This is a genomic window from Methylobacillus draconifructus, assembly GCF_045984385.1.
Lineage (GTDB): Bacteria > Pseudomonadota > Gammaproteobacteria > Burkholderiales > Methylophilaceae > Methylobacillus > Methylobacillus flagellatus_A.
This window is the reverse complement of the sequence record NZ_JBJQIJ010000006.1, coordinates 190401-212908: the sequence shown is the minus strand read 5'-3', so window position 1 is coordinate 212908 and position 22508 is coordinate 190401. Positions and strand designations below refer to the sequence as shown.

27 protein-coding genes and 4 tRNA genes are annotated in these 22508 nt (G+C 49.8%); 6 read left to right on the top strand and 25 right to left on the bottom strand.

All coding sequences use genetic code 11. From position 1 onward, the window contains the following. Positions 1 to 39: 39 nt before the first annotated feature. The 15 genes from ACKF11_RS13890 to ACKF11_RS13820 all read right to left on the bottom strand — a co-directional run bounded on the left by ACKF11_RS13890 (position 40) and on the right by ACKF11_RS13820 (position 8189). Entirely contained in the window at positions 40 to 912 is an 873-nt protein-coding gene (locus ACKF11_RS13890) for a DUF6036 family nucleotidyltransferase (protein WP_407997562.1), read from the bottom strand. Positions 913 to 931: 19 nt separating this feature from the next. Further along, entirely contained in the window at positions 932 to 1252 is a 321-nt protein-coding gene (locus ACKF11_RS13885) for a hypothetical protein (protein ID WP_407997561.1), read from the bottom strand. A 4-nt stretch (positions 1253 to 1256) separates the two neighbouring features. Next, positions 1257 to 1691: a hypothetical protein gene (locus ACKF11_RS13880; protein ID WP_407997560.1), complete on the bottom strand. Its 435-nt coding sequence runs from the start codon at positions 1689 to 1691 to the stop codon at positions 1257 to 1259. A gap of 18 nt (positions 1692 to 1709) precedes the next feature. After that, positions 1710 to 1787, bottom strand: a tRNA-Gln gene (locus ACKF11_RS13875). 86 nt (positions 1788 to 1873) lie between these two features. After that, a tRNA-Cys gene (locus ACKF11_RS13870) sits at positions 1874 to 1947 on the bottom strand. Positions 1948 to 2029: 82 nt separating this feature from the next. Next, on the bottom strand, positions 2030 to 2581 hold the full coding sequence (locus ACKF11_RS13865) for a GNAT family N-acetyltransferase (RefSeq protein WP_407997559.1): 552 nt from the start codon (positions 2579 to 2581) through the stop codon (positions 2030 to 2032). A 508-nt stretch (positions 2582 to 3089) separates the two neighbouring features. Next, a tRNA-Gly gene (locus tag ACKF11_RS13860) sits at positions 3090 to 3165 on the bottom strand. A 27-nt stretch (positions 3166 to 3192) separates the two neighbouring features. Next, positions 3193 to 3268 (bottom strand) — tRNA-Arg (locus ACKF11_RS13855). Between the two features lie 329 nt (positions 3269 to 3597). Beyond that, positions 3598 to 3882 carry a hypothetical protein gene (locus ACKF11_RS13850; protein ID WP_407997558.1) on the bottom strand — a complete coding sequence of 95 codons (285 nt, stop codon included), beginning with the start codon at positions 3880 to 3882 and terminating at the stop codon, positions 3598 to 3600. A 2-nt stretch (positions 3883 to 3884) separates the two neighbouring features. Then, positions 3885 to 4283: an ankyrin repeat domain-containing protein gene (locus tag ACKF11_RS13845; protein ID WP_407997557.1), complete on the bottom strand. Its 399-nt coding sequence runs from the start codon at positions 4281 to 4283 to the stop codon at positions 3885 to 3887. A 126-nt stretch (positions 4284 to 4409) separates the two neighbouring features. After that, positions 4410 to 5324: a M23 family metallopeptidase gene (locus tag ACKF11_RS13840; RefSeq protein WP_407997556.1), complete on the bottom strand. Its 915-nt coding sequence runs from the start codon at positions 5322 to 5324 to the stop codon at positions 4410 to 4412. After that, entirely contained in the window at positions 5314 to 5931 is a 618-nt protein-coding gene (locus ACKF11_RS13835; protein ID WP_407997555.1) for a hypothetical protein, read from the bottom strand. Before ACKF11_RS13835 ends, ACKF11_RS13840 begins: the two co-directional genes overlap by 11 nt. 7 nt (positions 5932 to 5938) lie before the next feature. Beyond that, a complete protein-coding gene (locus tag ACKF11_RS13830) occupies positions 5939 to 7102 on the bottom strand; it encodes a conjugal transfer protein TraW family protein (protein ID WP_407997554.1) in 1164 nt (387 codons plus the stop codon). A gap of 9 nt (positions 7103 to 7111) precedes the next feature. After that, the gene (locus tag ACKF11_RS13825) at positions 7112 to 7684 is read right to left on the bottom strand and encodes a hypothetical protein (RefSeq protein ID WP_407997553.1); all 573 of its coding nucleotides are present in this window, start codon (positions 7682 to 7684) and stop codon (positions 7112 to 7114) included. Beyond that, the gene (locus tag ACKF11_RS13820) at positions 7671 to 8189 is read right to left on the bottom strand and encodes a type IVB secretion system protein IcmW (RefSeq protein ID WP_407997552.1); all 519 of its coding nucleotides are present in this window, start codon (positions 8187 to 8189) and stop codon (positions 7671 to 7673) included. Before ACKF11_RS13820 ends, ACKF11_RS13825 begins: the two co-directional genes overlap by 14 nt. A gap of 46 nt (positions 8190 to 8235) precedes the next feature. Here ACKF11_RS13820 and ACKF11_RS13815 point away from each other — a divergent pair, with 46 nt between their 5' ends. From ACKF11_RS13815 to ACKF11_RS13795, 5 genes are read left to right on the top strand one after another with little or no spacing between them, the layout of a single operon-like run. After that, positions 8236 to 8628: a hypothetical protein gene (locus ACKF11_RS13815; protein ID WP_407997551.1), complete on the top strand. Its 393-nt coding sequence runs from the start codon at positions 8236 to 8238 to the stop codon at positions 8626 to 8628. Then, entirely contained in the window at positions 8628 to 8903 is a 276-nt protein-coding gene (locus ACKF11_RS13810; RefSeq protein ID WP_407997550.1) for a hypothetical protein, read from the top strand. Before ACKF11_RS13815 ends, ACKF11_RS13810 begins: the two co-directional genes overlap by 1 nt. After that, entirely contained in the window at positions 8900 to 10060 is a 1161-nt protein-coding gene (locus tag ACKF11_RS13805) for a hypothetical protein (RefSeq protein WP_407997549.1), read from the top strand. Before ACKF11_RS13810 ends, ACKF11_RS13805 begins: the two co-directional genes overlap by 4 nt. Before the next feature lie 5 nt (positions 10061 to 10065). After that, positions 10066 to 11583, top strand: a complete 1518-nt coding sequence (locus ACKF11_RS13800) for a DNA topoisomerase (RefSeq protein WP_407997548.1) — start codon at positions 10066 to 10068, stop codon at positions 11581 to 11583. Then, entirely contained in the window at positions 11561 to 12238 is a 678-nt protein-coding gene (locus ACKF11_RS13795) for a hypothetical protein (protein ID WP_407997547.1), read from the top strand. The genes ACKF11_RS13800 and ACKF11_RS13795 overlap by 23 nt, the downstream gene beginning before the upstream one ends. A gap of 1 nt (position 12239) precedes the next feature. On the opposite strand, the gene ACKF11_RS13790 is transcribed toward ACKF11_RS13795, so the two are convergent. From ACKF11_RS13790 to ACKF11_RS13745, 10 genes are all read right to left on the bottom strand, one after another. Next, positions 12240 to 13193 (bottom strand): 3'-5' exonuclease, encoded by a 954-nt coding sequence (locus ACKF11_RS13790; RefSeq protein ID WP_407997546.1) that lies wholly within the window; start codon positions 13191 to 13193, stop codon positions 12240 to 12242. A 108-nt stretch (positions 13194 to 13301) separates the two neighbouring features. Continuing rightward, positions 13302 to 13763: a hypothetical protein gene (locus tag ACKF11_RS13785; protein WP_407997545.1), complete on the bottom strand. Its 462-nt coding sequence runs from the start codon at positions 13761 to 13763 to the stop codon at positions 13302 to 13304. Positions 13764 to 13792: 29 nt separating this feature from the next. Beyond that, on the bottom strand, positions 13793 to 14611 hold the full coding sequence (locus tag ACKF11_RS13780) for a disulfide isomerase DsbC N-terminal domain-containing protein (protein ID WP_407997544.1): 819 nt from the start codon (positions 14609 to 14611) through the stop codon (positions 13793 to 13795). Positions 14612 to 14686: 75 nt separating this feature from the next. After that, complete coding sequence (locus tag ACKF11_RS13775; RefSeq protein WP_407997543.1) at positions 14687 to 15295, bottom strand: YcbK family protein; 609 nt, start codon at positions 15293 to 15295, stop codon at positions 14687 to 14689. Then, entirely contained in the window at positions 15276 to 17717 is a 2442-nt protein-coding gene (locus tag ACKF11_RS13770; protein ID WP_407997542.1) for a TraM recognition domain-containing protein, read from the bottom strand. Before ACKF11_RS13770 ends, ACKF11_RS13775 begins: the two co-directional genes overlap by 20 nt. Positions 17718 to 17722: 5 nt before the next feature. After that, positions 17723 to 18235: a hypothetical protein gene (locus ACKF11_RS13765; protein ID WP_407997541.1), complete on the bottom strand. Its 513-nt coding sequence runs from the start codon at positions 18233 to 18235 to the stop codon at positions 17723 to 17725. A gap of 118 nt (positions 18236 to 18353) precedes the next feature. Then, positions 18354 to 19466 (bottom strand): secretion/conjugation apparatus DotM-related subunit, encoded by a 1113-nt coding sequence (locus ACKF11_RS13760; protein WP_407997540.1) that lies wholly within the window; start codon positions 19464 to 19466, stop codon positions 18354 to 18356. Continuing rightward, complete coding sequence (locus ACKF11_RS13755; protein WP_407997539.1) at positions 19450 to 19956, bottom strand: lytic transglycosylase domain-containing protein; 507 nt, start codon at positions 19954 to 19956, stop codon at positions 19450 to 19452. Before ACKF11_RS13755 ends, ACKF11_RS13760 begins: the two co-directional genes overlap by 17 nt. Continuing rightward, complete coding sequence (locus tag ACKF11_RS13750) at positions 19956 to 21458, bottom strand: hypothetical protein (RefSeq protein ID WP_407997538.1); 1503 nt, start codon at positions 21456 to 21458, stop codon at positions 19956 to 19958. Before ACKF11_RS13750 ends, ACKF11_RS13755 begins: the two co-directional genes overlap by 1 nt. Further along, complete coding sequence (locus ACKF11_RS13745; RefSeq protein ID WP_407997537.1) at positions 21455 to 21862, bottom strand: type IV secretion IcmS family protein; 408 nt, start codon at positions 21860 to 21862, stop codon at positions 21455 to 21457. Before ACKF11_RS13745 ends, ACKF11_RS13750 begins: the two co-directional genes overlap by 4 nt. A gap of 82 nt (positions 21863 to 21944) precedes the next feature. Here ACKF11_RS13745 and ACKF11_RS13740 point away from each other — a divergent pair, with 82 nt between their 5' ends. Further along, positions 21945 to 22505, top strand: a complete 561-nt coding sequence (locus ACKF11_RS13740; protein WP_407997536.1) for a hypothetical protein — start codon at positions 21945 to 21947, stop codon at positions 22503 to 22505. Positions 22506 to 22508 lie beyond the last annotated feature (3 nt).

Sequence of the window (22508 nt, the reverse complement as noted above, 5' to 3'; positions counted from 1 at the left end):
GAACTGGCCAGGAGTGATACGAATATTGTGGGTGACTACCTAAAAGGGTTTTTGTACTTTACCCGTGGTGGCATTTATATCTACGGACCTATCTGGACCTATCAAATTTACAATGTGATTGATGTTGGACTTTATCGATGAAAGATTACCTACATATCCACCAATTGCTTCTTCGGCGCGCTGCCTAACTGCATCTGCCTTGATCAAACCACACATGCGCAAAGCATTAATGTCGGCAATATCCTTGTCGTTCATTCTGGCTATCTTGGAAACTGCCAGGTCAACTGGATTAATTACTCGGACATCCAGGTTCTTAAAGGTGACGTTTTCAAAGTGAGCTTCTATGGCATCCTGCTGATAATTCTCATGCATCAAAGCAAAGGTGTCGTTGAAGTTCTTATCGACATACAACTGGCGTACGGCACCAGTAGAGTCAGTAAATGCAATTTTAAAATCTGACAGCAATACCTTCTTATTGAAGACGGCATCGATATCTTCAGTTGCTCGCCCATCAGTGTAGTAATTGACCGCCGCACCACCGGTTAGGTACATGACAACTTTCTCATCCACACCTTCAAGCTCTTGGTCAATTTGCTTAAGCAAGCGCAATTGCGCACCACTGTAATCAAGTAGCGTGCTATCCCGAGCTGCTAATGTCTTCAAGAACCTACCAATGTCGACCTTGTATTTGTCCAGCCAATTTTGGAATGCATCCGGGTGCATGAACCCCGGGTCAAGCCGATAAGTGAGCTCAACCCAAGGTGTGTGGCCGGTACGGTTGAACATGAAGTAAGAAAAACCCGCCTTGTACGCTTTGGTAAGGTGGGGAGAATCCTGGCTTGAAACCCAGAAAAGATGCTCTGGTCCAAACAGGCAGGCCTCGATTACTTGGTCTTCAACATTTCTATCCATTTGCTACTTTCTATAATTCTCAAACACGCGGCCGGCTTGGTGTATGGCCTGTCGCTGCCTGGTTGGTTCGGCTAGCGAACTCAGCTACCCATTGAGCAGCCTTTGTAGGGTCACATGATTCTGTGATGAGATCATAGATTAAACCATGATCCGCATCCTCCAGTGACTGAGGGGCTCCAAGTTCAAAGTATAGAGTGACAGAGCCCTCATCAGGGGAATCGGTTACTGAAAATTGAGGCTGGAAGTGGTGATACACCACTATGAGATCCTTGATGTTCTCCTGCTGAAGCGATCTAAACTCTGGCTCAAGCAGCAGCTTTTGCATTAATTCGAGACTCATACCATTACATCCTGGGTTTAGATGCTAACAATGTTTGCTCTGGCGCCTCGCTGGCTGCTGATTCAGCTACCAACTGCTTAGCTCTAGCCTGGAGCCAAAGCTGGTACTCAGCGTATAAGTCTGGATCAGACTGAATCTCAAACTCTCTTGTCACGCCGGACTCGAAAGTTTCAACATTCACGCCAGTGGGAGACAATGCCAGCTTGGCCAATGGTTCATCACCCTCGTTATATGCACGCAGGGTGGGAAGGCCTTTATCAATCTCAATTGAAAAATTCATGTTTCCCGAATAACCAGGGAGACTCAATTTAATTGTGACCAGCTCTTTACCCTTCTCTATTAGAACCGTGTAAGGCAAGCCGACCAACTCAGCCGGCCCTTCGGCCTGGGCGCCTTCCCAATCAGTAATTTGGAATTCAGGGAAAGCTTCGAGCATCACAAGTTATCTTCCATAAAATGGCTGGGGATCCAGGATTCGAACCTGGGAATGCCGGAATCAAAATCCGGTGCCTTAGACCATCTTGGCGAATCCCCAACTGTGCAACCAGCCGATAATGGCTTTTAGTATACCACATGCGCAATTTGTCACTTTGACTTATTGCGATAAGTGGCTTGTTTTGAAGCACTCTAGGAGGATCGAACTCCTGTACCTAACCCTTGCAGGATCGGCGCCTTAACCGTTAGACGATGAGTGCTTGGAACCGAGGTTCCAGATGAAGCGCATTGCCGCCCTCTCCTATGCTCGAATACCTAAAGTGACGGCTTTCTCTTCATATTTTAAACTTTGCCTGGAACATATACCCTGGCCTGGCGTAATAGATCTATCGGTATGGCGTATTCGAGAAACTCCATACCAAATTCTTCAATAAACTCTGCGTGGCCGGTGGCCACAAACCCTAGACCGGAGAAATATGCTGCTGTTGCCACTCCCAAGGTGTTGTTTGGCACCAACTCAATAAACTGGGTTGCATTGGGAAAAGCGGCTTGCCCAAATTCCGTCATTTGCCTGATGACCAACTTGGATATCCCCTGCCCTCGGTATCTAGGAAGCACGCCATGCCACCGCAAGCACACTTTGGACACGCTCATCCTGGTGACGGGCGTTCCGGGCTCACTGGCTTCAAAATACGGCATATATCCCGTAATCCCAGCCACAGCGCCATCCACGGCAATCAAAAAGATTTCACTTCCATCAGCTCCATTTAGGGCCAATGTTTCCTCGGTTGCCTCCCATGCAAATGCATTCAAAGGCTCAGGCCAGATGGTGGCCAACTCCGGATGGTATATGAAGGGGTTCTCCCCCGCGACTTTGTGAAGCTGAATGTTCATAAGGCTGCCTTGCCTATGGGAAGAAAGTGTCTGGTAAAAATTGGTGGCCTCTACCAGCTGGGATGAATCCCACGCGTTGATGCGTGCGCAGTGACATGACCAGGTTTGAGCCAAAGCGCTCTATCCCTCACGCTTATGGGGAGCATGCCATCCATGGAGGCATGCCCTTGTTCAAGAATTCTTCCCGCTTACCTCGGTACGGGAGCGGGATTTCGGTCCGCTGGCTTATGAGCAGTCAATGCCCATCCTTTTTTCCGCCCTGTCTTTTGTTTTCTTAGCTTATTGCTCACGCGACCTGGGGATTCGTGTTTGGTTTGGCGCCTATTCCTGGCTGCCGTATTGTTTGTATTCTTTAATTTCAGAGCTGGTCACCTTGTCGTTGATCCTGGATTAGAAATCAATGCATTCGCAACATCTGCAGGTTAAAACCTTGTGCCGCTTACCACGCATCTTGATGTTGCCAGCACATATCAAAGACTTTGCCATTACACAGTCCTTTCAATGAAACTGGAGCGGAAAGCGGGAATCGAACCCGCGACCATCTGCTTGGAAGGCAGCAACTCTACCTGCTGAGCTATTTCCGCTGAGACCAGGCAATTGCCTGGAAATAATGGTGCCCCGAAAAAGAATCGAACTTTTGGCCTTTCCCTTAGGAGGGGAACGCTCTATCCACTGAGCTACCAGGGCATCTACAAACAGACAAAACTTGTCTGCAAAGTTTTTGGCAGTAGCGCTCTACTGCCGAATTTCAAATTTTTAAAGATCAGCCTTGCAGCTGACCGGAAAGGAAGTGCCTCGCCGGGATCCCCGGCAAGGAAGGGGATCAATTTCAGTTGAGGGAATTGCTGAATACAGAGCACGAACAAGCTTGGATGCACTGCTGGAAAGCAGGAGCACAAACCTTTTCATGAGCACGCAAAGTCATCAGCAGTTCTTTCGGTTGAAATTTCAGAATGTTCACAGTATATCGATCCAAGGTGGCCGTGTCAAGCGTATTAGGTATATGAAAAGCGATTTTACAATCTCGCCCTACTGCTTTTCTTTTCCGGAATGAATACAGCCTCATTCAACTCAACCACCGTTGCTGCAATCATTTGGTTTCTGATCTCATTGTCCTCAATAAGATCAAAGGGCTTTTTGCCTTCCGCATTAACCTGGGAAGCTGAATAGCCAGCCGCCACCAAAGACAGTATCGCGCCAGGTATTTGAGACAGGCATGCATGATGCAAGATCGTGTTGCCGTCGCTATCCGCATGGGATAGATGAGAAAACGGCTCCCGAATTCGTATGCCCTGGCTCACGATTAGCTCAATCTAGGGGCGACCACCGGCACAACCTGCTCAGGGGCAAGCACTGGATTCAATGACAGGTAGTCATAAATCTCGATATGGCCATGATCAAATGCGATATCAGCAGGCACGCGCCCACCGATGTCAGAATAGGAAATGTCAGCGTTAAATTCTTCAACCAGAACCTTAACGGCTTCAAGATTGCCCACCCTGCAGGCCATTGCCAAGAGGGACTCACCCTTCATGGGTATATCGACATGATCTACTTTTGGGAGGAGCTCCCTCAGGGCCTCTTGGTTATCAATTGCGATCGCATAAGCGCAACAGGTGAGAACCCTACTACCAGTCATCTTGCCTGATACAACCTGGAGCGTAGCGGTGTGCAGTAATTCTTGCTGTTGATCGCGTGTCATGATGAGACCCTTAAAGTGCTGTATATTGTTTATATTATACCACATAAGCAACATAAACGGATTTTGCTTGGGCCAGAAACAAAAACCCCGGATTTCCGGGGTTGTAGAACGTTCGATTCTCCAGAGCTATCTAGGCACCGCTTCACTACCTTGAGCTCTTTGCCTGAGGGCATCAAGTTCCGACCTATCAGCTTTCACCTGATCCACCAGCCTGGCCCCCAATATAGCTGTGGAACGCTCTCTACTCTCCTTTGTCTTGAACTTCAGGTAATTTTTGAGTGATGTCATGATGAGCATTTCCTTGCGCAGGAAAGCATCACAGGCCATTGCAGGGCGCACCACACCATCGATCGCGGTCATATTGATGTCGGCACCGCAGCCATTCATGATGACGTGCCAGTCAGGGTTGAGGAATCGCTTTTCAACCTCATTGCGCATGATGTCCAACTCAGACATGTCTGCCCAGCCATTAAAATTAGGCTCTGAGTCGAAATTAGTGGGGGTGCCGTCTGCCCCGACTGGGCCGCGTGGTGCTTGCTGGCCATTGCCGCTTGAGTCTGGACCAGCCCCTGACTTTTCAGCCAATGCCTGGCAAAGCAATGACCTTGAATCCACCGGGGTAGATCCTCCGTTCATCCTTGCCTCAAAGTGTAGATGCGGCGCTGCAGAGGCATGACCTGTATTGCCCGACTGAGCAATTAATTGCCCGGCGCTAACATAAGAACCTGAAGGCACACCGGCCTTGGCCAAATGAAGGTATCTGGTTTGCACGCCATCAGATCCCAGGATAATGACCACATTGCCACCGCCACCCATAAAGCCACTAAACGTGACCTGCCCAGAGTGAGCAGCCTTTACTGGAGTGAACATGGCTGCACGCATGTCGGTACCATTGTGGGACTTCCAGGTTTTATATACCGGGTGAAAACGCATACCGAAATTTGATGTGATCAATGTGCCTGGTATGGGTTGTTGTAGGCACGCGTGTGCATAGTTGGAAGCAAGCATCGCCATGGCGGCGAATAGAATTCTAGTTTTCATTATTCACACCCTGCCTGATGCCTGCCATGTATCTTTTGAGTTTTTTGGCAGACAGTTCGACATTGTTTTGATTGTTTGGTGAGCCAGCACAACGCAAGCCATATCCAAGCGCCAGGTCGTCATCGTACATAGCGCCCAAAAGGGCTACAGTTGCGCAATCGCGCTTATCCCTGGGCCAGGCCTGGTACCGCCTTACCTCGACCTCATACCGCGCGTACACGGCTTCATAGAGTTCGTCGTGCCCTGTGGGCTCGGTAGCTGAAGTTACAAAACGCTGTATCAGCTCAAAGGTTGGGGATTTGGCGCCATAGTTCTGGGAAAGCTCCCTGGCGACGATCTGGGCAGATACGATGTTCCCGCTCATCGCGAGCTGGGACATGAACTTCATACCATTTCTGGTTTTTGCATCTGGCTCAGTGCCAATATTCCTGGTTGCCATGTAATCGCGCTGCAAAATTGCATCGACCATGGAAGTAGCCCTATCTGCGTCCATCAGCTCCATGGCCCTGGAGTCTTTCTCTAGTTGCTTGAGGCTGGCTGTAAAGTCCCCACCAGCAATTGCGGTAGTCGACATTAAGGACAGCAGGATGAGGGCTACATTTTTCATATCAGGCCTATTTCGCCACCGGCTCAGAACGCTGCGCATTCCTACGCAAGGTTTCAAGTTCTGGAGAACGGCTGTTTTTAACCTGGTCTACCAGCTGAACCGCAACAATAGTTTCCATGCGCTCCGCTTGAAGATAGGCCTGCCAATCCATCCAAGTTTGGAAAGCCATCATCCTGGTTTGCTCACGCAATTGATCAGCTTGCCCCATAGAGCTTAGAGATGATATCCAGCCCGGATTCAAGAACTTGCTTGCATAGAAGGACATAACCCCCATGACGCTTGCGTCAGGTGAGGGCATGCCTACCTTAGTTCCTAAACCCGGCTCCCCTTTTCGCGAAGCAACGATCTCCCGCAAGGATTCTGCAGCGATATCGAGCTTACGGTGTTCGGCTTGCATGGCAGCCCTGTACGCCACACCATGAGGCGTAGCCTCCTGCCTTGGCGTCAGTGCGGGCGTCGGTGAGGCTGCAACCAGGTTGTTGATGTACTCGTTAGCCGCAATTTCTTGCTTTTCACCATAGGTCATGTTCTCACCTGGGCTGAAAAGGGTTGACGCCTTGAGATCCGCATTCTGAAGCTCGGCAGGCGCTTGTTTCTTGCAGCGGCCGCGTGTGACATCTTCATCACTGCAGAAGTAATCGGAATGCAGCTTGAGAGATCTCCGCTGAACCTCGAATGGATCCTGTGTTGCCGTATTGGTCTTTAGCATCAACTCGGCCATAGCGGCCTTGTTTTCACGCTTTTCATTGATCGCGGTTGCCAAATTACCACCAACAGCAATTGCAGCACATGCCGCGCTCTGGGTGACGGAATTTGCATCTGCAGAACCATACTCACGATCAATCTGTGCAGCATGCTCCTGAAGTTTGTATGCCTTGTCGTAGTTTTGCGCAGCCTCCATCAACGCCTTGTTTACGGTGTTCTGACGCTCAGAATTTGCTTGATTTTGTGATGATAAGCTCAGAATGGCTGTATTAAGGGTTGCACCGAGGCTAGCGATCGCAGCTGACACTGTAGCTGCACCAGCTTGTGCTGCCTGGGTCATTGCCAACAAACCATCTGCCATGAAGTTGGTTACCACCACAGCATCAGCGTGCGCTGATGTAGGGACGCCGGCAATGGTGGCGAGCATCACTGCCGTTGCTATTTTCTTACGAACCAGAGCTTTCATATGCTCCCTTTACCTGTAGATATTGCGAAGAGATTCAACCGAAGAGGACGCGCTACTGCTGCCACCAACGATTGTGTCCGATACGGTTGTCGCTGATGTAGCTTGGCCGTTCACGTTGATGGGAGTGCCGCCAAAGCCTGTACCAACGCCAGCACTGGCTACGTTGCCGACGTATGGAACGTTTACAGAGGTCCCGATGGAGCCATTGACGTCATTGACGGTCTGATTCCAGGCGCCCATAACTGCAGAGCAGGCGCGGTTCACGGCCATATTCATGAGCTGCTTGAGAATGCCATCTACCGAACCCATAGTGAAAATGTTGATGCGCGTATTCATAATGGTGTCCAGGCAGGTGCCCGAAGAGAAATACTCGTTTGCCGGTCTGGGGATTACACGTTCCAACTGCGTATTTTTGGCAGCCGTTGTATTGTTTCGGCTACGTTCACAATAAGCCTGAGTCGCAGCATCTGTGCCCGTAAAGGCTGGAATCCCGCCAGCTGCGGCAGTATCTGCCAAAGCAAAATGCGTTGAACTAAGCCAAGCAAGCGCCACTGCCACCTGAAGGTGTTTACTTGTCATCATTTTTTACCTCTTGAAGTGCCCGGATTACAAACCTCAGCCGGGAATGTGAAAAAACTCTGCCCAATGTCCGCAATTTGCGGAGCACATCCAGGCGCTCGACCATCAACTTGCCTTCTGGATAATCGAACTCACCATGGTTATGGAGCGATACTGCGGTTTGAACCAACTTCAGCCCGGCACCTGTAAAACGCTCATCAAGGCAATTCATGATGTGCATGGCTCTGCCTGTTTTCATGTGTGCCAAGATCAATAGAAAATCCCTGCACGCCGAACCAATCTTGATGGCGTCACCATTGTTCTCAATCGTTTCACCAAGCTTCTGAATGGCCGCTTCAATACGCGGATCATTGACTACCCATGACTCAACAGCATCCATGGTCACCATGATCGAATAGAGCCTAATATCTTCTTGCCAGCGGGAAGACAGCTGGTGCTCATCCATATAGATGGGACGTACAGGCTTATTGCCCGGGCGATCTATCTGACTAGTTGTGGTATCGTTCATGTGGTATACTATAAGCGATATAAAAACTTGAATCAAGAGGATACTTATGGCGACAGAAGGTATACAGCATAAGGGAAAACCAGGTTTAAACCCTGGGCAGCTATCCCCGGCGTCAGGCTTGGATGTGATTGGTTCGCCACAGCGAGCTCTTGTGGCAAAGGACGCCAACAACTCCATAGTCAGCTTCGAAGGCGACTCTGCTGATTATGTGATGAGAGGTGAGATTAATAACAAGATACTATCATCGTCAATATGCTCCCAACTTCTCAATCGACCTGAACTTGAAAATGCTCTCATTATGATGGTTAAGGATGAACGCAGCCTGACTGAATCCAGGAATGGAAAACTTTCCAGCCTGGCCAATAGCGGATTCGGCACCATTGATAGTCGCCCAATCGATGACGCGCCAAGTCAGCCAAGTTCGATGAAGGTTAGGTAATGGCAGTAATGGAAAAAATACGTGGTTTGTGGTTTTTGGGAAATCAAAACAAAGAACCTGCGCCTGCGCCCGGTGAAAGCCTGTTTGCGCGCTGGAAGGATCGCCTGTTTTCTAAGATTTCCAACTTGACCACGACCACCCCTGTTAGATCAGGACAACACGGGCAAGTAGAGCATGAGGACCAATGGGTCACCATGTTTAAAGAAAAGTCCACGGAGCAAATCTCCGCCTCCCTCACCGTCAATGATGACCATAAGGAAGAACATATCAAATGAAATTCTCCCTCGACGATCTGATCAAAACACTGGATCCCGAAAAGCACGCTGACTTGATTTTGCTGCTACAAAACTCAAAGCTCGAGTTTGATAGCGAATCCAGTCCGCCAGCGTTTTATATCCATGGCCCCCAAATTGCCCCGGTTGCCCTGGTCAACAATGCCAATGATTTCCAGGAAGCCATTTCCTCGTACTTCAAGGATTCCCTCGGTATCGAAGAATTTGAGCTTAAAGCTTATGTTGATGGCTTCAACGGGTCATTCCCACTTAGCGATTACCTAAGCTTTGTACCTGCTGAGCCCACCATTTCCGATGAGTTGGTAAAGGATGATTTCGAGGAAGCCTTCGATGCCAGCAAGATTATGTTTGGTGATGAGCAAGATGATGTCCTCAGCCCGGAATACTCTACCGATACATCATTAGAGCAACAGCCATACAGCTTCATCGCTCCAGTGAATCCCAATAAGGATTCCCGTCCGAATTACGATGCTAGCCAATTTGAACGCCAGGAACCTCAGCCAGAAGGTGAATCCAGGCCGCTGGGCATTGCAGACCTGATTTATGGTGCGGCGAGCTTATCGAAAGGCTTGATTACCAAGCCTATTGCCCAGGGTGCCAAGCTAGCGACAGCAGGCCTGTCTAACTTGGTGCAATGGCGCAAGGATCGCCCTGGCAACTACATGCAGGAAACTGAAAAGCTGGCAAACACCATTGTGACCAACCTGGAATCTTTCCGTCAGGACCCTGGTTATTCGCTCATCGAAGCTGAAGTAACCGCCAGGGGTGGCTGGGATCCTGAAGTTAGTCTCAGATTCGAATCCTACCTCAATGAAAATGGTGGTGACGGTGAGAGCCTTGTTCACAATGCTCATAAAAAGCTGGTCAGCCAGCTAGGTGAGCTGCAGGGCATGATCGATAAAACGGTTGAGCTCCACAAAGACGATCCTGATGCAGCGGGCCTCAAGATTGAGCCTCTTCTGCAGCGCATCAGTGCTGCCGCTGGCAAGGTGCCTTTCAAGATCGAAAATGGCGAGGTCAAGCAAACAGCCTTCCAATTGTCTGAAGCGTTGAGAGAGCGTATCAAGCTCTTGGTGCAGAAGATCAGCAATTTCATTGGCAACCTCGCCAATACTGGCGCTAAGCCAACCTCCCTGTAAACCTAATGGCTGGCAGAGGTTGCGTTTTTGTAGAGTCCCAGGGGAAAGCAACTTCTCTTGGGCGCTCTGTCAGCCAATTAGGTCTTTCCCTGGACATCATTTCAACTCAGGGCAATCTCTTTTGCCACCCTCAAGATCTATCCACTCCAGTAATTGACCCCATGTTCAGAGAGGCGCCGAGGGAACCAGTCAATAAGACTGTCCTTCAAAAAATCGCCAGGACTGCAGGAGTCTATGAGTTTTACCTGGTAGCTACAGACCCCGATCAGGATGGTGACGTGATTGCGAGTGACATTGCATTAGTTTTGCCCCAAGTAGCATTACTGAGGGTCAACCTAGCAGCCTTGGATATCAAGTCCGTCAAAATTGCATTCAAGGAAGCTAGCTTGATTGATGTTAAGCTCGCCTGGCCAGGAATAACCAGAAGGATCATTGACCGCGCCCTTGGGACGGCCTTGTCATCCAAAGGCAAATCTTTGGCAATCAGCAGGTCCAATAGCGCGCTGCTGGGAATCTTTTCAAACGCTCCCCAGGTATACGGCACTGCGATATTTGAAATGGAAAGTTTGGACTGTGGCGCGGCCTTCCAGGCGGCAATACCTGTAACCCATGCCAACGCTCATGACATCAATAAGCTCTTTGATCTCACTAGCGGCACCAAACTACAGGCAAGGGAGGGCTCCTGCGAAACAACAAGGCTTGCGCCATGGAATTACTCAGAAGCCATTATCGAGTGTGCTCAGGAGCTGAGACTGCCTATCCGGGATATAGCTCAAGGCATGCACCAATTGTTCGAGCAACAATCCCTCACCTACCCTCGCACGAATTCCAGAGATTTATCGAGCTGGGCCGTTGAATGGATTGAAGCGGCAGCAAACAAGCATGGTTTGTATGATCTGGATTTCGAGCATGTGCAGCAGGTAACAAACGATTTCGGCATAGAGTGCCCTCGCCCACTATCCGAGGTTGATTTTCAGACACCTCTGAGGTTGCTGGGTACAGATCAAGCCATTATGGCCATGCTCACCAGGAATCTAATCCTGTGCGGCTTACCTCACCAGGTCAGCTACCCCGACACCACAAATTTGCCGGCATGGGCCAAGCATCTCCCATGGCAACGAATAAAGACCAGGCGCCTGCCATGGATCCAGCGTCGTCCGGAACCAGGTTTGAACATCTTGGCGCCTGATGTTGCCATCCTCAAGATCATTGCTGAGCACAAACTAGGTAGACCAATCGCCCAGGTGCGCCTGGCCGAGAAATTCATTGCCAGACAGCTGACCAACTCCTATTTGTCTCTGACATCCAAAGGCCGTGAATGGATCAGGCTTACACCACCTCAGTTACTAGACCTGCCGTCATTTAAGCAGTTTGAACTGGAGCTTACCAAGCAAACAACCATGCCACCAGCGATGCGCGCTGCCTGGCTGATAGAACGCCTTGGTCACGAAATCTCAACCCGTGTGCAATCACACCTGGAACAAACACAACCAACATCAAATGGGAGTCATCACCTTGCTTAAAATCATTGCTAACAGCTCATCATCCTATGCCCCGCGTACCTATGCCAACGCTTCCAAGGGCGACATTACAGCCGCAATCGCGATTGATTATGAAACTGCTGGTGAGCGCCTCACCAAGAAGGCCGCTGGTCAGAAATATATACGGCTGCCCATGTCGATTGAGGGCATAGAACAGTCCTATGAGGAGCATGGTCGGACACTTGCGACCATGGCCAGGCCGATGACTGAACCCTGCATCAATATTGCAGGCAATGGGATCTACACGTTCGCAAGGCACAAATGGGATCAAGCCAGGGTGAATCAGTACATTTACCAGGTTCTGGCCATCGCCCACCAGCAACACCCAATTGGATCAATTGTATGTGGGGGCCAAACCGGGGTTGATATTGCCGGCGCCGTTGCAGCTGTGGCACTCAACATTCCAGTCACCATCCATATGCCTAGTGGTTTATTGCAGCGCTATGAGGATGGCCAGGATATTACCCGCACAGAGGACCAGATCAGGGATGAAGTAATGTCCATGGCAAGGCAGATTAAAGGCATTGTGATATTGGGAGAATCGACGCCACAAAATGATGAAGGCCAACACCAGGTGTCGGCCAATCAGGAGGAAGAAGCTCCAAGGCGCAGAAGCGTATTCGCTAGGCGCCCTTAGTTTAAGCTGGGCTTACAGTCCGGCTAGGTTGAGGCCCATCCGCTAGCACAGAATATCGAGTGTAGGCAGTCTGGGTCTCAATCACAGGCTCGCCATTCCCCATGTAGATTGTCTTCAAGAACTCCAACTCTTCTGCCAGCTCTGAAGCTGAGACAGATTTCTTCCATGCCTTGAATTTCGTTGTCACCCCATCATTCCATTGATAGCCACGGGCTTTAAGTTGATCCTTGGCATCAAATTTGGCCCCCACTGCCCATATATCATGGCTATCCTGCGCGCTGGAGTCGTGGAGCGACTTCAGGAGTGGTTTACCATCGTGCTGCAGGGTCAGCAGCAATAACAATGCCTTGCAGTCCACGTCGGCCTGGTGGGCATCATAGGTATAGCCGTGCTTGAAGAGCAAATAATCAAGTTTTGCTGATCCGAAGCCCAGGGCCTTCCAGTCTATCTCCTGAAGGCTGCAAGCCCACCTGGTGTTGATCCATTCATCACGCAACGAGCTGAAGCTTTGTTCAACCACCATACGATCGTAGCTGGCTTTGTGCGCAACAGTGAGATCGATGCCTTGGATGAAGTCCTGTAGCGCTTCCATATCCACAGCCTTACCTGCAACCATGTCATCTGTGATGCCGGTGAGCGCGATGATTTCTTGGGGGATGGGATACCCAGGATCATTGAATTGGTTGAAATGCCCATCGATGGAAACCACCTCCCCAGTTGATGCCAGGTATGTGAATTTGATCATGCTCAACTGCAGCAGATCATTGCCATGGTCAGGGCCGGTTGTTTCGGTATCCACGATGGCGCCAACCTGCAAATCACCTGGTGCGAAATTGCCGCGGTCGTCCACCTGGGGAAACACATGCCCCTCCACGGTTTTCAATACCTTGAAATTACCAGTGGCCTCGATCGCCTTAATGGCAGCCGAGATACTTTGCCTGTCAAAAACACCCATTTTCACCTCCTAAAAAGAAGAAACCACATAACCTATTGATTATGTGGCACTAAGATAATCCGCATACATGATTTCACTCTCACTTTCTGTGTAGTAGTGCAAAGAGTGTCAGGCTACGAATGCATGTCCCTGCTCAACGCGCCTTGTGAAACCAGTAATAAATTCAACATTCCCCGCATATCCAACTGCAAGGGCATGACGCATTGCCTGGTGAGCAATTGTGTCAGCATCTGGCATTCCAGAAGGATCAGCACCTGACAACCAGGTACGCCCAGACATCCACCCCATCGCGAACACAAGTGCAGGTCGGCCATCCAGCTGAATGAGTTCATCAGCCATATACAAAGCCGAATCCAACTCTCGGGCTGTGTCCAGGCAGGCATGCTGTACGTCTGCATCGGCATACTGCGCCTTGCCAGGATCAAATCCAGTCAAAGAGATAAATTCACGCTTTACCTCTTCTGCATCCCAGGCAAGATGCTCATTCAGTTCCTTGCGGCCAAAAGATAGTTCGTTGTGGACCTTGGCCCACGATGGATTAATCATCCGAGTGAAGAGCCCAGGACTCATCCCGGATCCAGAACCAAAGCTCATCCTGTTTACCTCGCGAAGATTTGATTCATCTGGGCAGGTGTTGGCTCCGAGTTCACCATATTGGCTTTACCCTGATCTTCCCAGATAACCACGGGTACTTGATTGCTGTTTGCCGCCACCAAGACGCGTAGATTGTCGTTGACCTTCTTGTTCTCTGTTGCGCTAGGCTCTACGGGCTGCAGTAGCTCAAAACTAGGCACTGGGACATTGCCGCGAATATAGGCAGCAGCCTTGCGTTGGCTATCCCCACCTGCAGGCGTCAGGACGCCCACTGGGATCCAGCGGATTTCATTATTCTTCAGCAGTGAGCGCGTCTTGTAATGCAGGGACTTGCAGTAAGGGCAATTGGGATCAAACACGACATATACCGGCTTCCCAGTCCCTTCTGAGATGTAGTTGGCCTTCTTGGCTGCCAGCAATGCTTGAGCTGCATTCAGCGCTGGTGGGGTTGGCTGCGCAGCTTGTGGCTGCTGAGCTACTGCCTGGGCCGCAATCTGAGGCTGCTGAGCTGGTGGCACCTTGCCATTGAGCGCGGCAACGTCAACCGGGGTGAGCACATTGCCCTCACGGTCGTAGACCATGCCATAGAACAGGTAATTGCCATCACGGGTCTCATAGAACACCCGTTGCTTGCCATCCTTTTCTGCGAGGATAGCATTCAGGCCAATGGCCCTGGCTGGCGTAACCTTCAGCACCTTCGCGCCAAATGTCTTTTCAATTTGCGATCCAGCCTTGCCCAGGCCGTCACCATTGGCAGCATCTGCGTAAGCGCAGCTGGATGCCGAGATAAACAAAACGGAGATTGCTAAAAGAGTCTTTTTCATTGTATTCCTTAAGAAACCGGGTTTAATCGCTTATACGGTATATTATGCGCAATTGTACCAATAGTCCAAGAGATTCTATCCGCGCCAAGACCTGACTCGCCCTGTGTCCACATGGACAAAGGATTTGCTCGGGTAAAAGCCCATGCCACCAGCATTGAATGATTTAGCGAGCTGAGATAGGTATTTTGTCGGGATGCCAGGCATTGTGATGTCAGCAGCCTGGCCGCGCATGTGATAACTGTCCTTGGCTGCACCCTCGGTTTTGCCATTGGTTGCAGCTGTGCGGTACCCGCTATTGATGATGATTGGGCTATTGATATTGAAATAGACCAGCCACCCTTGGATAGCGCGTAGCAAATTCAGCAAGCCTACATCCATCTGGACTGCACTACCTGCACGCACGTCGCGTAACAGCTGGCATGCCCTGATATACCCATCAACATCAAGCTGACCATTCTTCCAGAAGCATATTTTTGCCTCCTCGCCGGTGGACGCCCTGGCCAACCAGATTTCGCGCGGCGCCAACCAGAAATTCTGCATGTCGACTGGCACGGCAATTACCGGGGAGGCTGATTGCTTTGGCACTGCAGCCATCACGGTAGATGGCACAGCAGACAAGGCAACAAAGGACCCTAAAGCCTTTATGAAGCCCCGCCTATCCATACTAGAATTCACCCGTGTCATTGATGAGGTTATCCAGCATGCCCAGGGCATCAACGTACTCATCAACATCCATAGGTGTTGGCTGGGTCTGTGGATATTGAGTCAGGCGATCCAGCTCATTGATTGTAGTGTTGGCATTTTCAAACGACTGACCAGCAGTCAAGCCAGACATCCTGTCTATTTCAACCATGCTGTCATGGGTAAAACCTTCATCTACCAGGCCCGCAAGCACGGCTTTAGATCTGTTCGCCTCGCCCACCATGCCTTCACCTATGGTCGCCGCAATGAGCGCATCACCAGGGGAAGCCTCCATGTCCTGAAGCATCATCTGCTGGGTCAGGTGGGATAGGTCATCAGAATCCAGATTATGACTCGCATGATTTACCAGGCTGATCTTTTTCACTGTTTCAGCTTCGTGGGCACCAAACACCTCATTGAGCTCATCTTCAGTAGTGCCGTTCAAATCCTCGATGGTGAGGTCAGGAGACTCTTCGCCCTGGGCAACATTCTTGAGATGGTAGCTTGCCAGCGTGGCTGCCGCCTTTTCTGCTGCCGACAGATCCTTATGCCTTGCTAGCTCATCAACAATGAAAGTGATGTCCTTGCTTGGCGCTGGCTCTGGAAGCTCTTTGTGGAATTCCGGATCGCTGATGCTGGCAATCAGATCAGACAGGCTCTCATCAATGCTGTCCAGGACTTCCTGGCTTGGTGGGCGTACACGAACAAATTCATTAACCCGCATCTTTTCAGGATCACCAGGGTTGGCGTAGAACCAATTAGCGAACACCATCTTCGATGCAAAGAAGATGTTCATCTGGCCTTCCTTCTTGTCCTTCAAATCCAGGAAATTGGCGCGGGAAACCGTTTGAATGTTGGCATCTTCACTCGATGAGTAGCCACCCAGGAAGCCTTCTGATTTCTTGTATCCACTTGCATTGGTGACGTACACCTCACCAGCAATCTTCTTGTAAAGCTCCAAGGAATCCTCAGCATCTTCCAGCTTGCCGAATACCTTGCAGTTGCAGTTCGCGATGATGGATTTTGCGTTCTCTTCAGAGGACTTTTTGAATGCAGGGTAATCCTGACCAGCAAACGTCATGGCAATATTTAGTGAGCGGGCCTGAGCCGGCATCACAGCGGAGCCATCAACAGAGTAGTAACCATATTCATCGAAAATGGTACCAAACGCCGTATCAGCATTTGTAAATCGGTCATCAACGACCTTGTAGGTGTCACCTTCCACCTGACTTCCCAGGGAGGCAGCCATCATGTTTTTCAAGATCGCCACAATCACGCGACCCAAGTTGGCCAATTCTGGAGGTGCTTTTTCAAGCGCCGGCAACATAACTACCAGGATGCGACGGTTGGTAATGACATCGAACATATCGACTTCACCCAGCTGCGTCCTGAAAATGTGGCCATAAACGTCACCCAGAGAACCCAGGGTGCGCGTAAATTGCATTTGAAGGTAACCATGCTGCTCAAGGGTTGAATCTCCTTGCGCTGCGCCTTTACGTTCTTGCCAGCCAGCCAAGTTCTGGCAGTAAGCTTTCAGGGATTCCTGAATGCTGCTTGGCATATCCTTGATTGCTCGGAGCTCAACGATTCTGCCCAGGTTGAGGTACTCACGAATGACTGACACATCCAGCAGCAAGCCGCGCTTGTCACGCAGCCACACCAATGCCGGTATGATCGCTTCAACAAGGGAAATAGCACGATCCTTCCAGAAATCACCCTTGCCGCCAGAATCACTCATCAATGAAACCAGCAGCTGTGTCAAAGAAGAGCTGGAACCAAAGGAGAATGGGTTTAGGGTATTCGAGATCTTTTGATCTGGGATATCAAAGCTAATGTCCGTGCCACCAGTGTTGTAATTGATTACCAACAAGTCATCTTCACGGTTGAAGATTTTGGCGAGCGCATACATCTTCTTGAGTAAGCCAATGTCCGCTTTACCATCGACATATACAAAGGAACTGCCCTGTGCGAGGTAGTTAGAGGCCTTGGAAAGTAGCGCTTCAGTCTTACCACCACCAGTCGTAGCGAGCATCAGAGTGTGAGTACAATCCTGGCTTTTACTCAGCCATAACTCTTGATTCGTACCGTCCTCATTTCCGAGGAACATCACACCCTCGGCAGGAACTACCTTACCCGCTGGGTTGGGGTTGGCAGGATCCAGCAAGCCAGAAGCCTTAGGCAGGCTGAATGGCAGAGATATCTTGTACCTGTACTGGGCATAGAATATGACCGCACTCACGATTACGACTAACTCCATCAGGAATGGAAGTAGCATGCCTGCGAAAGTCAGGCCAAAAATAGTCATTGATGCACCCGTACGGCTGCAGATGAACTCTTTGAACTGAGTACCTACAGGCTTGGTATTGCGGTGGATGCGTCTTGACGATACTTCCTGATCGTTAGTTATGCCGCGGAGTTTTGCCATAGTGCTTATTCAGAGAATGGAATGGGAGGTAGTTCTGCCGCATCCGCATGGCCATGTTCTTGGTCATGAGGGGCACCGATAGGCGCATTGCCCGCCTGATCTTGTTTAGCGCGCTCAATCAGGCGCATGACATCAGCAATTTCTTGATCTGAGGAAACCGCTGGTGTGATGAAGTCAATATTGTCGCTAACTGGAGTTTTGAACGCTGAAATCACCATGCTGGCAACAGCCAGTGCAATCCCTAGCTTGATTAAGCGGTAATAGAACGGGCGCATGGCCTTGAAAAGCATCCTGCCCAATCGCTGAGCAGAACCAGTGCTATTGAGCTGAAACTCATGAACAAGGCTTCCGGAAATTAATTTGACGGTATTGCCAGTCACTTCGGCGACCAGGCCATCTTTCCTCACGCTCACAAATTTATCACCACTCAACACGCGGATGTTTTTATCGAAAATACCCGTTGAAACGCGCGATCGGCGTGCCCAACCACCAAAAACCTTAGAAACAATACTGGACATGTGACTACCTCTTATATTCATTATCAGACAGCTCTTATGATGTATTTGATAAGCGATACTTAATGTATACGCTATCAACCCAATCAGATCAAGGAAATTCTAGATAAAACCTATACGGCTAGGTTTCTTCTACTGTTCTTTCCCTGATTTCCTTGAGCGCCTCTTTTAATCCTATGATGGCCTCAGAAATTACAGGGGTCCTAATCGCCTTATTACTCGCGATTTCAGCCCACCAGTGCGCTTTGACGCCCATGGCTTCAGTCCATGCCACACGACGATCCACAGAGTTCAATGCGTACCAAAGGGTACGGTTTTTGGTTTTCAACCAGCGAAATTCACATGGTGCAAAGACCCCACGCTTGCTCTTACCGAACATCGAATAAAGAAATGTTGTCTCATATGCGTGACGTTTTTTCAGGTAACGGTAGAAATAGCCGGTCCGTTTTTCTTTCACTTCGAAAAATTCCATGTGCGCCTGCACCACCTCCCATGCCTTCGGATATAGGGAAACAATATCGCCCGTGGCATTGAATTCACGTGCAAGCGCATTTCTGAATTCCTTGAATTCTTCATCCTGACGGTGGTATTTCAGGAAGAACAGGGCTGCCAGGCACAACTTGTATTGATGACCAGGCTTGTTCCATTCAGCGAAACTGACAAACTTTGGTCCCAGCTGCTTAACTAGGACTAGTTCAGTGGCCTCAAGCTTCAACTCCCCTTCCTGGTCGAGCAATTTATATTTCCTGGCAAACTCACGCGGCTTCAACGCAGAGCCCTTGCCCACACCTGGTTCAAAGTGCTTTAGATTCTTGGTGCTGAAACCCATTGATGCGTGTGGCCATAATGGCTCGAATGACTTGGATAGTGACTCCAATGTCATGCGCTTATTGAATTTGGATTTGGTGTCAGTGAACAGCATCCAACCAGCAAGCCCAGCGAGTACAGGCACCCAGAAGAACCTGGTATAGCTACCCACTTCAGTTGCAATTGCAAAGAACTGATCAAACTTAACCATTTCAGGTTCAGCATTTGTCATCCAATTTCCAATTGGTGCCAAGGCATTGGTAAATAGATTCACAACCCAAATTTCAGCTTGCCAAATACCAAAGGCAAAAATAGTGAATGGCGTATGGAACATAAACCAGAACGCCACCCCAAACAGCAGCAGACCTATGCCGGCCCACATCTCTTTGGTAATTACACTGCTGTTATCTTCACCTTGCTGAGCCATAACAAAATCCTCGGTAGTCAATGTCGGGCAGGCTGTTGTATTTATTTGCAACCCGCATGATTTGTTCGTTGTGATATTTAGGGGTCTTGGAGCGGTAGTTGCCTACGCCTTTCCAAACGTTGCCCCCAGCCAAAATAATTTCAGATTTCAATCTCCAGGCTGCTACCCTGGCATTAATCATGGAGTCCGAAGCCAGCATCTTGCCGTCAATGCCATATTGGCCAAGACGGGCCAGGTGGATTGAGTTGATCTGGAAAGGACCATGATCCAGAGATCCATTGGATGAGTTTCTGTTTGCCCAGCCTTTTTTCCCGCCCTCTGTGAGGTAAAGAGAATGCAGAAGCCTTGGATACAACTGAAACTCTGCAGCAGCCACGTAAATGTGGCATAGGGGCATGTTTTCTGAATCGTATTGCCCGCCTGTGGCTGCCAGAGAAATGCCAGGCAGTCCCGCCAGCAACCACAGCGCTGTTAACGTCTTGCCCAGCATTACAAGCCCGGCCCTTTCAGCCCTCTGGCATACTTCTCCATCACAGTGAAGGAGATATCCAAAAGGGCCTGGGTGGATTCACGGAAATCATCAGCAATAACATTGAGGTCCAACAAAGCGGTGCGGCCTTCCTTGGCACTCTTTTGGAAGAAAGCATTCCGCTCCAGGGGGGTCATCTTGTCCAGCTGCTCGATCAAGCGGTCACTGAAATACATCACTGAGGCTGCCATTGGCTCACCACAGCGATTCAGCATCGATTGGAATGAGATCAGGTAGGATGGATCCGTGTCTGGGATATCCATTTCACCCACCAAGCGCTTGGCTTCATCAAAGAGTAGCTCGGCACATTGAGTAAAGAGCTTCGAGCGATCCATCCTGAAGTCAGGATTCATAGACCCAACAATGTTTTCCAGAATCGCAAACTCACGAATTGTTGGCTCCAGGCTTTTCATCATGGAGATTTGGACGCGTACCGTTTCCTTCATGCCTGGGAAATCGAATTTATCCGGCGCCACAGCATCATTCCTCAGCAGCTCTTCAAATGCTTCTGAGTATTCATCGACCTTGAATGTCTGGGGATCAGGGTTACGCTTCCATTCCATGGCCACATGCTCTGCAGCAAGTGCCCTGAACTGGGAAACCACCCACTGTTGATCCTGATCAAGGTGATCCACCTCAATCATCGAGCAGAAGTGCTTGGTAAGCCTATCCACCTCTGCGCGCATCACACGGATACCCTCAGAGGTATTCCTGGCTTCACCACTTCGACCAGGTGCGTACGTAACGGCCGCTACCAGCGGGGCATATATGCGGAAAGTGTTTAATACGATCTTATGGTCGTAACCCTGGACCTTCTTCGCCTGACTTTGAGCCTTCACCTGGCTCAGTGTTCGCCTATCCGGCTTTGCAGGTGCTGATGCTGGCTTTGCAGCAGGCTCAACCGGCTCTGCAGCGGCAATCTCTGCCGGTGCTACTTCAGCCACCTCTTTAACCAATTCAATTTCAGCTGAAGCTTCCTGCACAATTACAGGCTCAGTTGGCGCATCTGTGACCAACTCCGCCTCTATGACCTCAACCACAGGATTAACATCAACCACAGGATCGGCATGAACAACTTCAGCACTCGCCTGTTCAACCACATCAGCAGGTGCAGTCTTAATAGGAGCTTGAGCAGTACGCTCCTGCCTTTGCCTTACAGGCTTGGGGATAGGAAGTTTCGCACTGCGTGTAAATACAGAACGCTCTGCCACAGGCTTTAATGGATCAACTTCACCAGTTGTGGAGCCTGCAACAACAGTGGCGCTGATGCCGCTTGTTGATTCAACGGCCGCAACGTCACCGGAAGATGTGTCTACGGATTCCAATTGCGCAGCTGGAGCATCTGCAAGCCTTGGGACAGGGATTGTGCGCGCAGCACCTAACTGCTTGCTACCAATGGTGCTTAGGGCGCCATTCAGTATGGCCTCTGGGCTCAATGCCCCGGTTGTTACAAAAGTGCTCATACAGGCTCCGGCTTGTTTTGGATGATGGATGCAATGTCATTGGCAACTTCGTGATACAGGCCGTCCAGAACCATGACATTGCCGGTGATCAAATGACGCTTCATGGCCTCGGTGATGGCATCGAGAACAAATAAGAATCTGGATGATGCGCTTGATATACCTGATGCGAGACTTGCGCGGACACCTAGTAAAGAGTTCGGATCTTTTTCAACCAGGATTCCAACATCAGTTTCAGGCATGAAATCATTCACACTGCGTGTAGCAAACAAGAAGAATAGAGGGAGGGCTCCATCAGGGGAAAATACCTCTTCAGAAGTCATATCCTGATTACCAAATCTGAAATTAAGTCCCAACTTGTCTGCCATTTTTTGGTAAACCAGAGATTCGCCAACGGTTGAAGCCATTTGAATTTGCCTTGTGAAATCGTTTAGGTTATATTACATACACGATATTCTATAGTCAACTTTAAAATATGATTGGTGGGCCATGAATCAGCCTGAACAACTACATTTGAACGCGAATTCCCAAGCGCTGCCTGCAGATGCTCCAGAATTGCTTGCGGAGCTTCAGAAAAACCAGCTCTCTGAGGAAGCAAAACTGCACCTCAGAGCGTTTGCAAAGTTCTACCTCTGGGCCGACCCACTTTTTGGACTTGGTCATATCAAAATCAAGGAACGCATCGTGATGTTTGATTCCTTGGTAGCGAAACGCTTCATGATCGGACTTGGTGCTGACGGCTTCCCTAAAATTGAAGTCCAAGAAGCCGAAATGTCCTGGATGAATGTGGTGCCCTGGCTGATGGCTGGTGTCCACTTCTCATCTAACAGGATATTCTTGTTCACTTCCCCTGCCACCCCGCTGGCTGGCTGCGCATTCGTCATTCCTATCGACGTAAGCGAAAAGCTCGATTGCTTTAAGGATAAGAAGTATTTGACCATTGGGGAGGCCGCAAGCCACTTGGGCGGCCACCAGCGTAAAGTCACGCTCGAGCTCAAAGTGGTGGATGATGAGTTTTTTGAGCGCCGTCGACGCAACATCAAGATGTAGGTC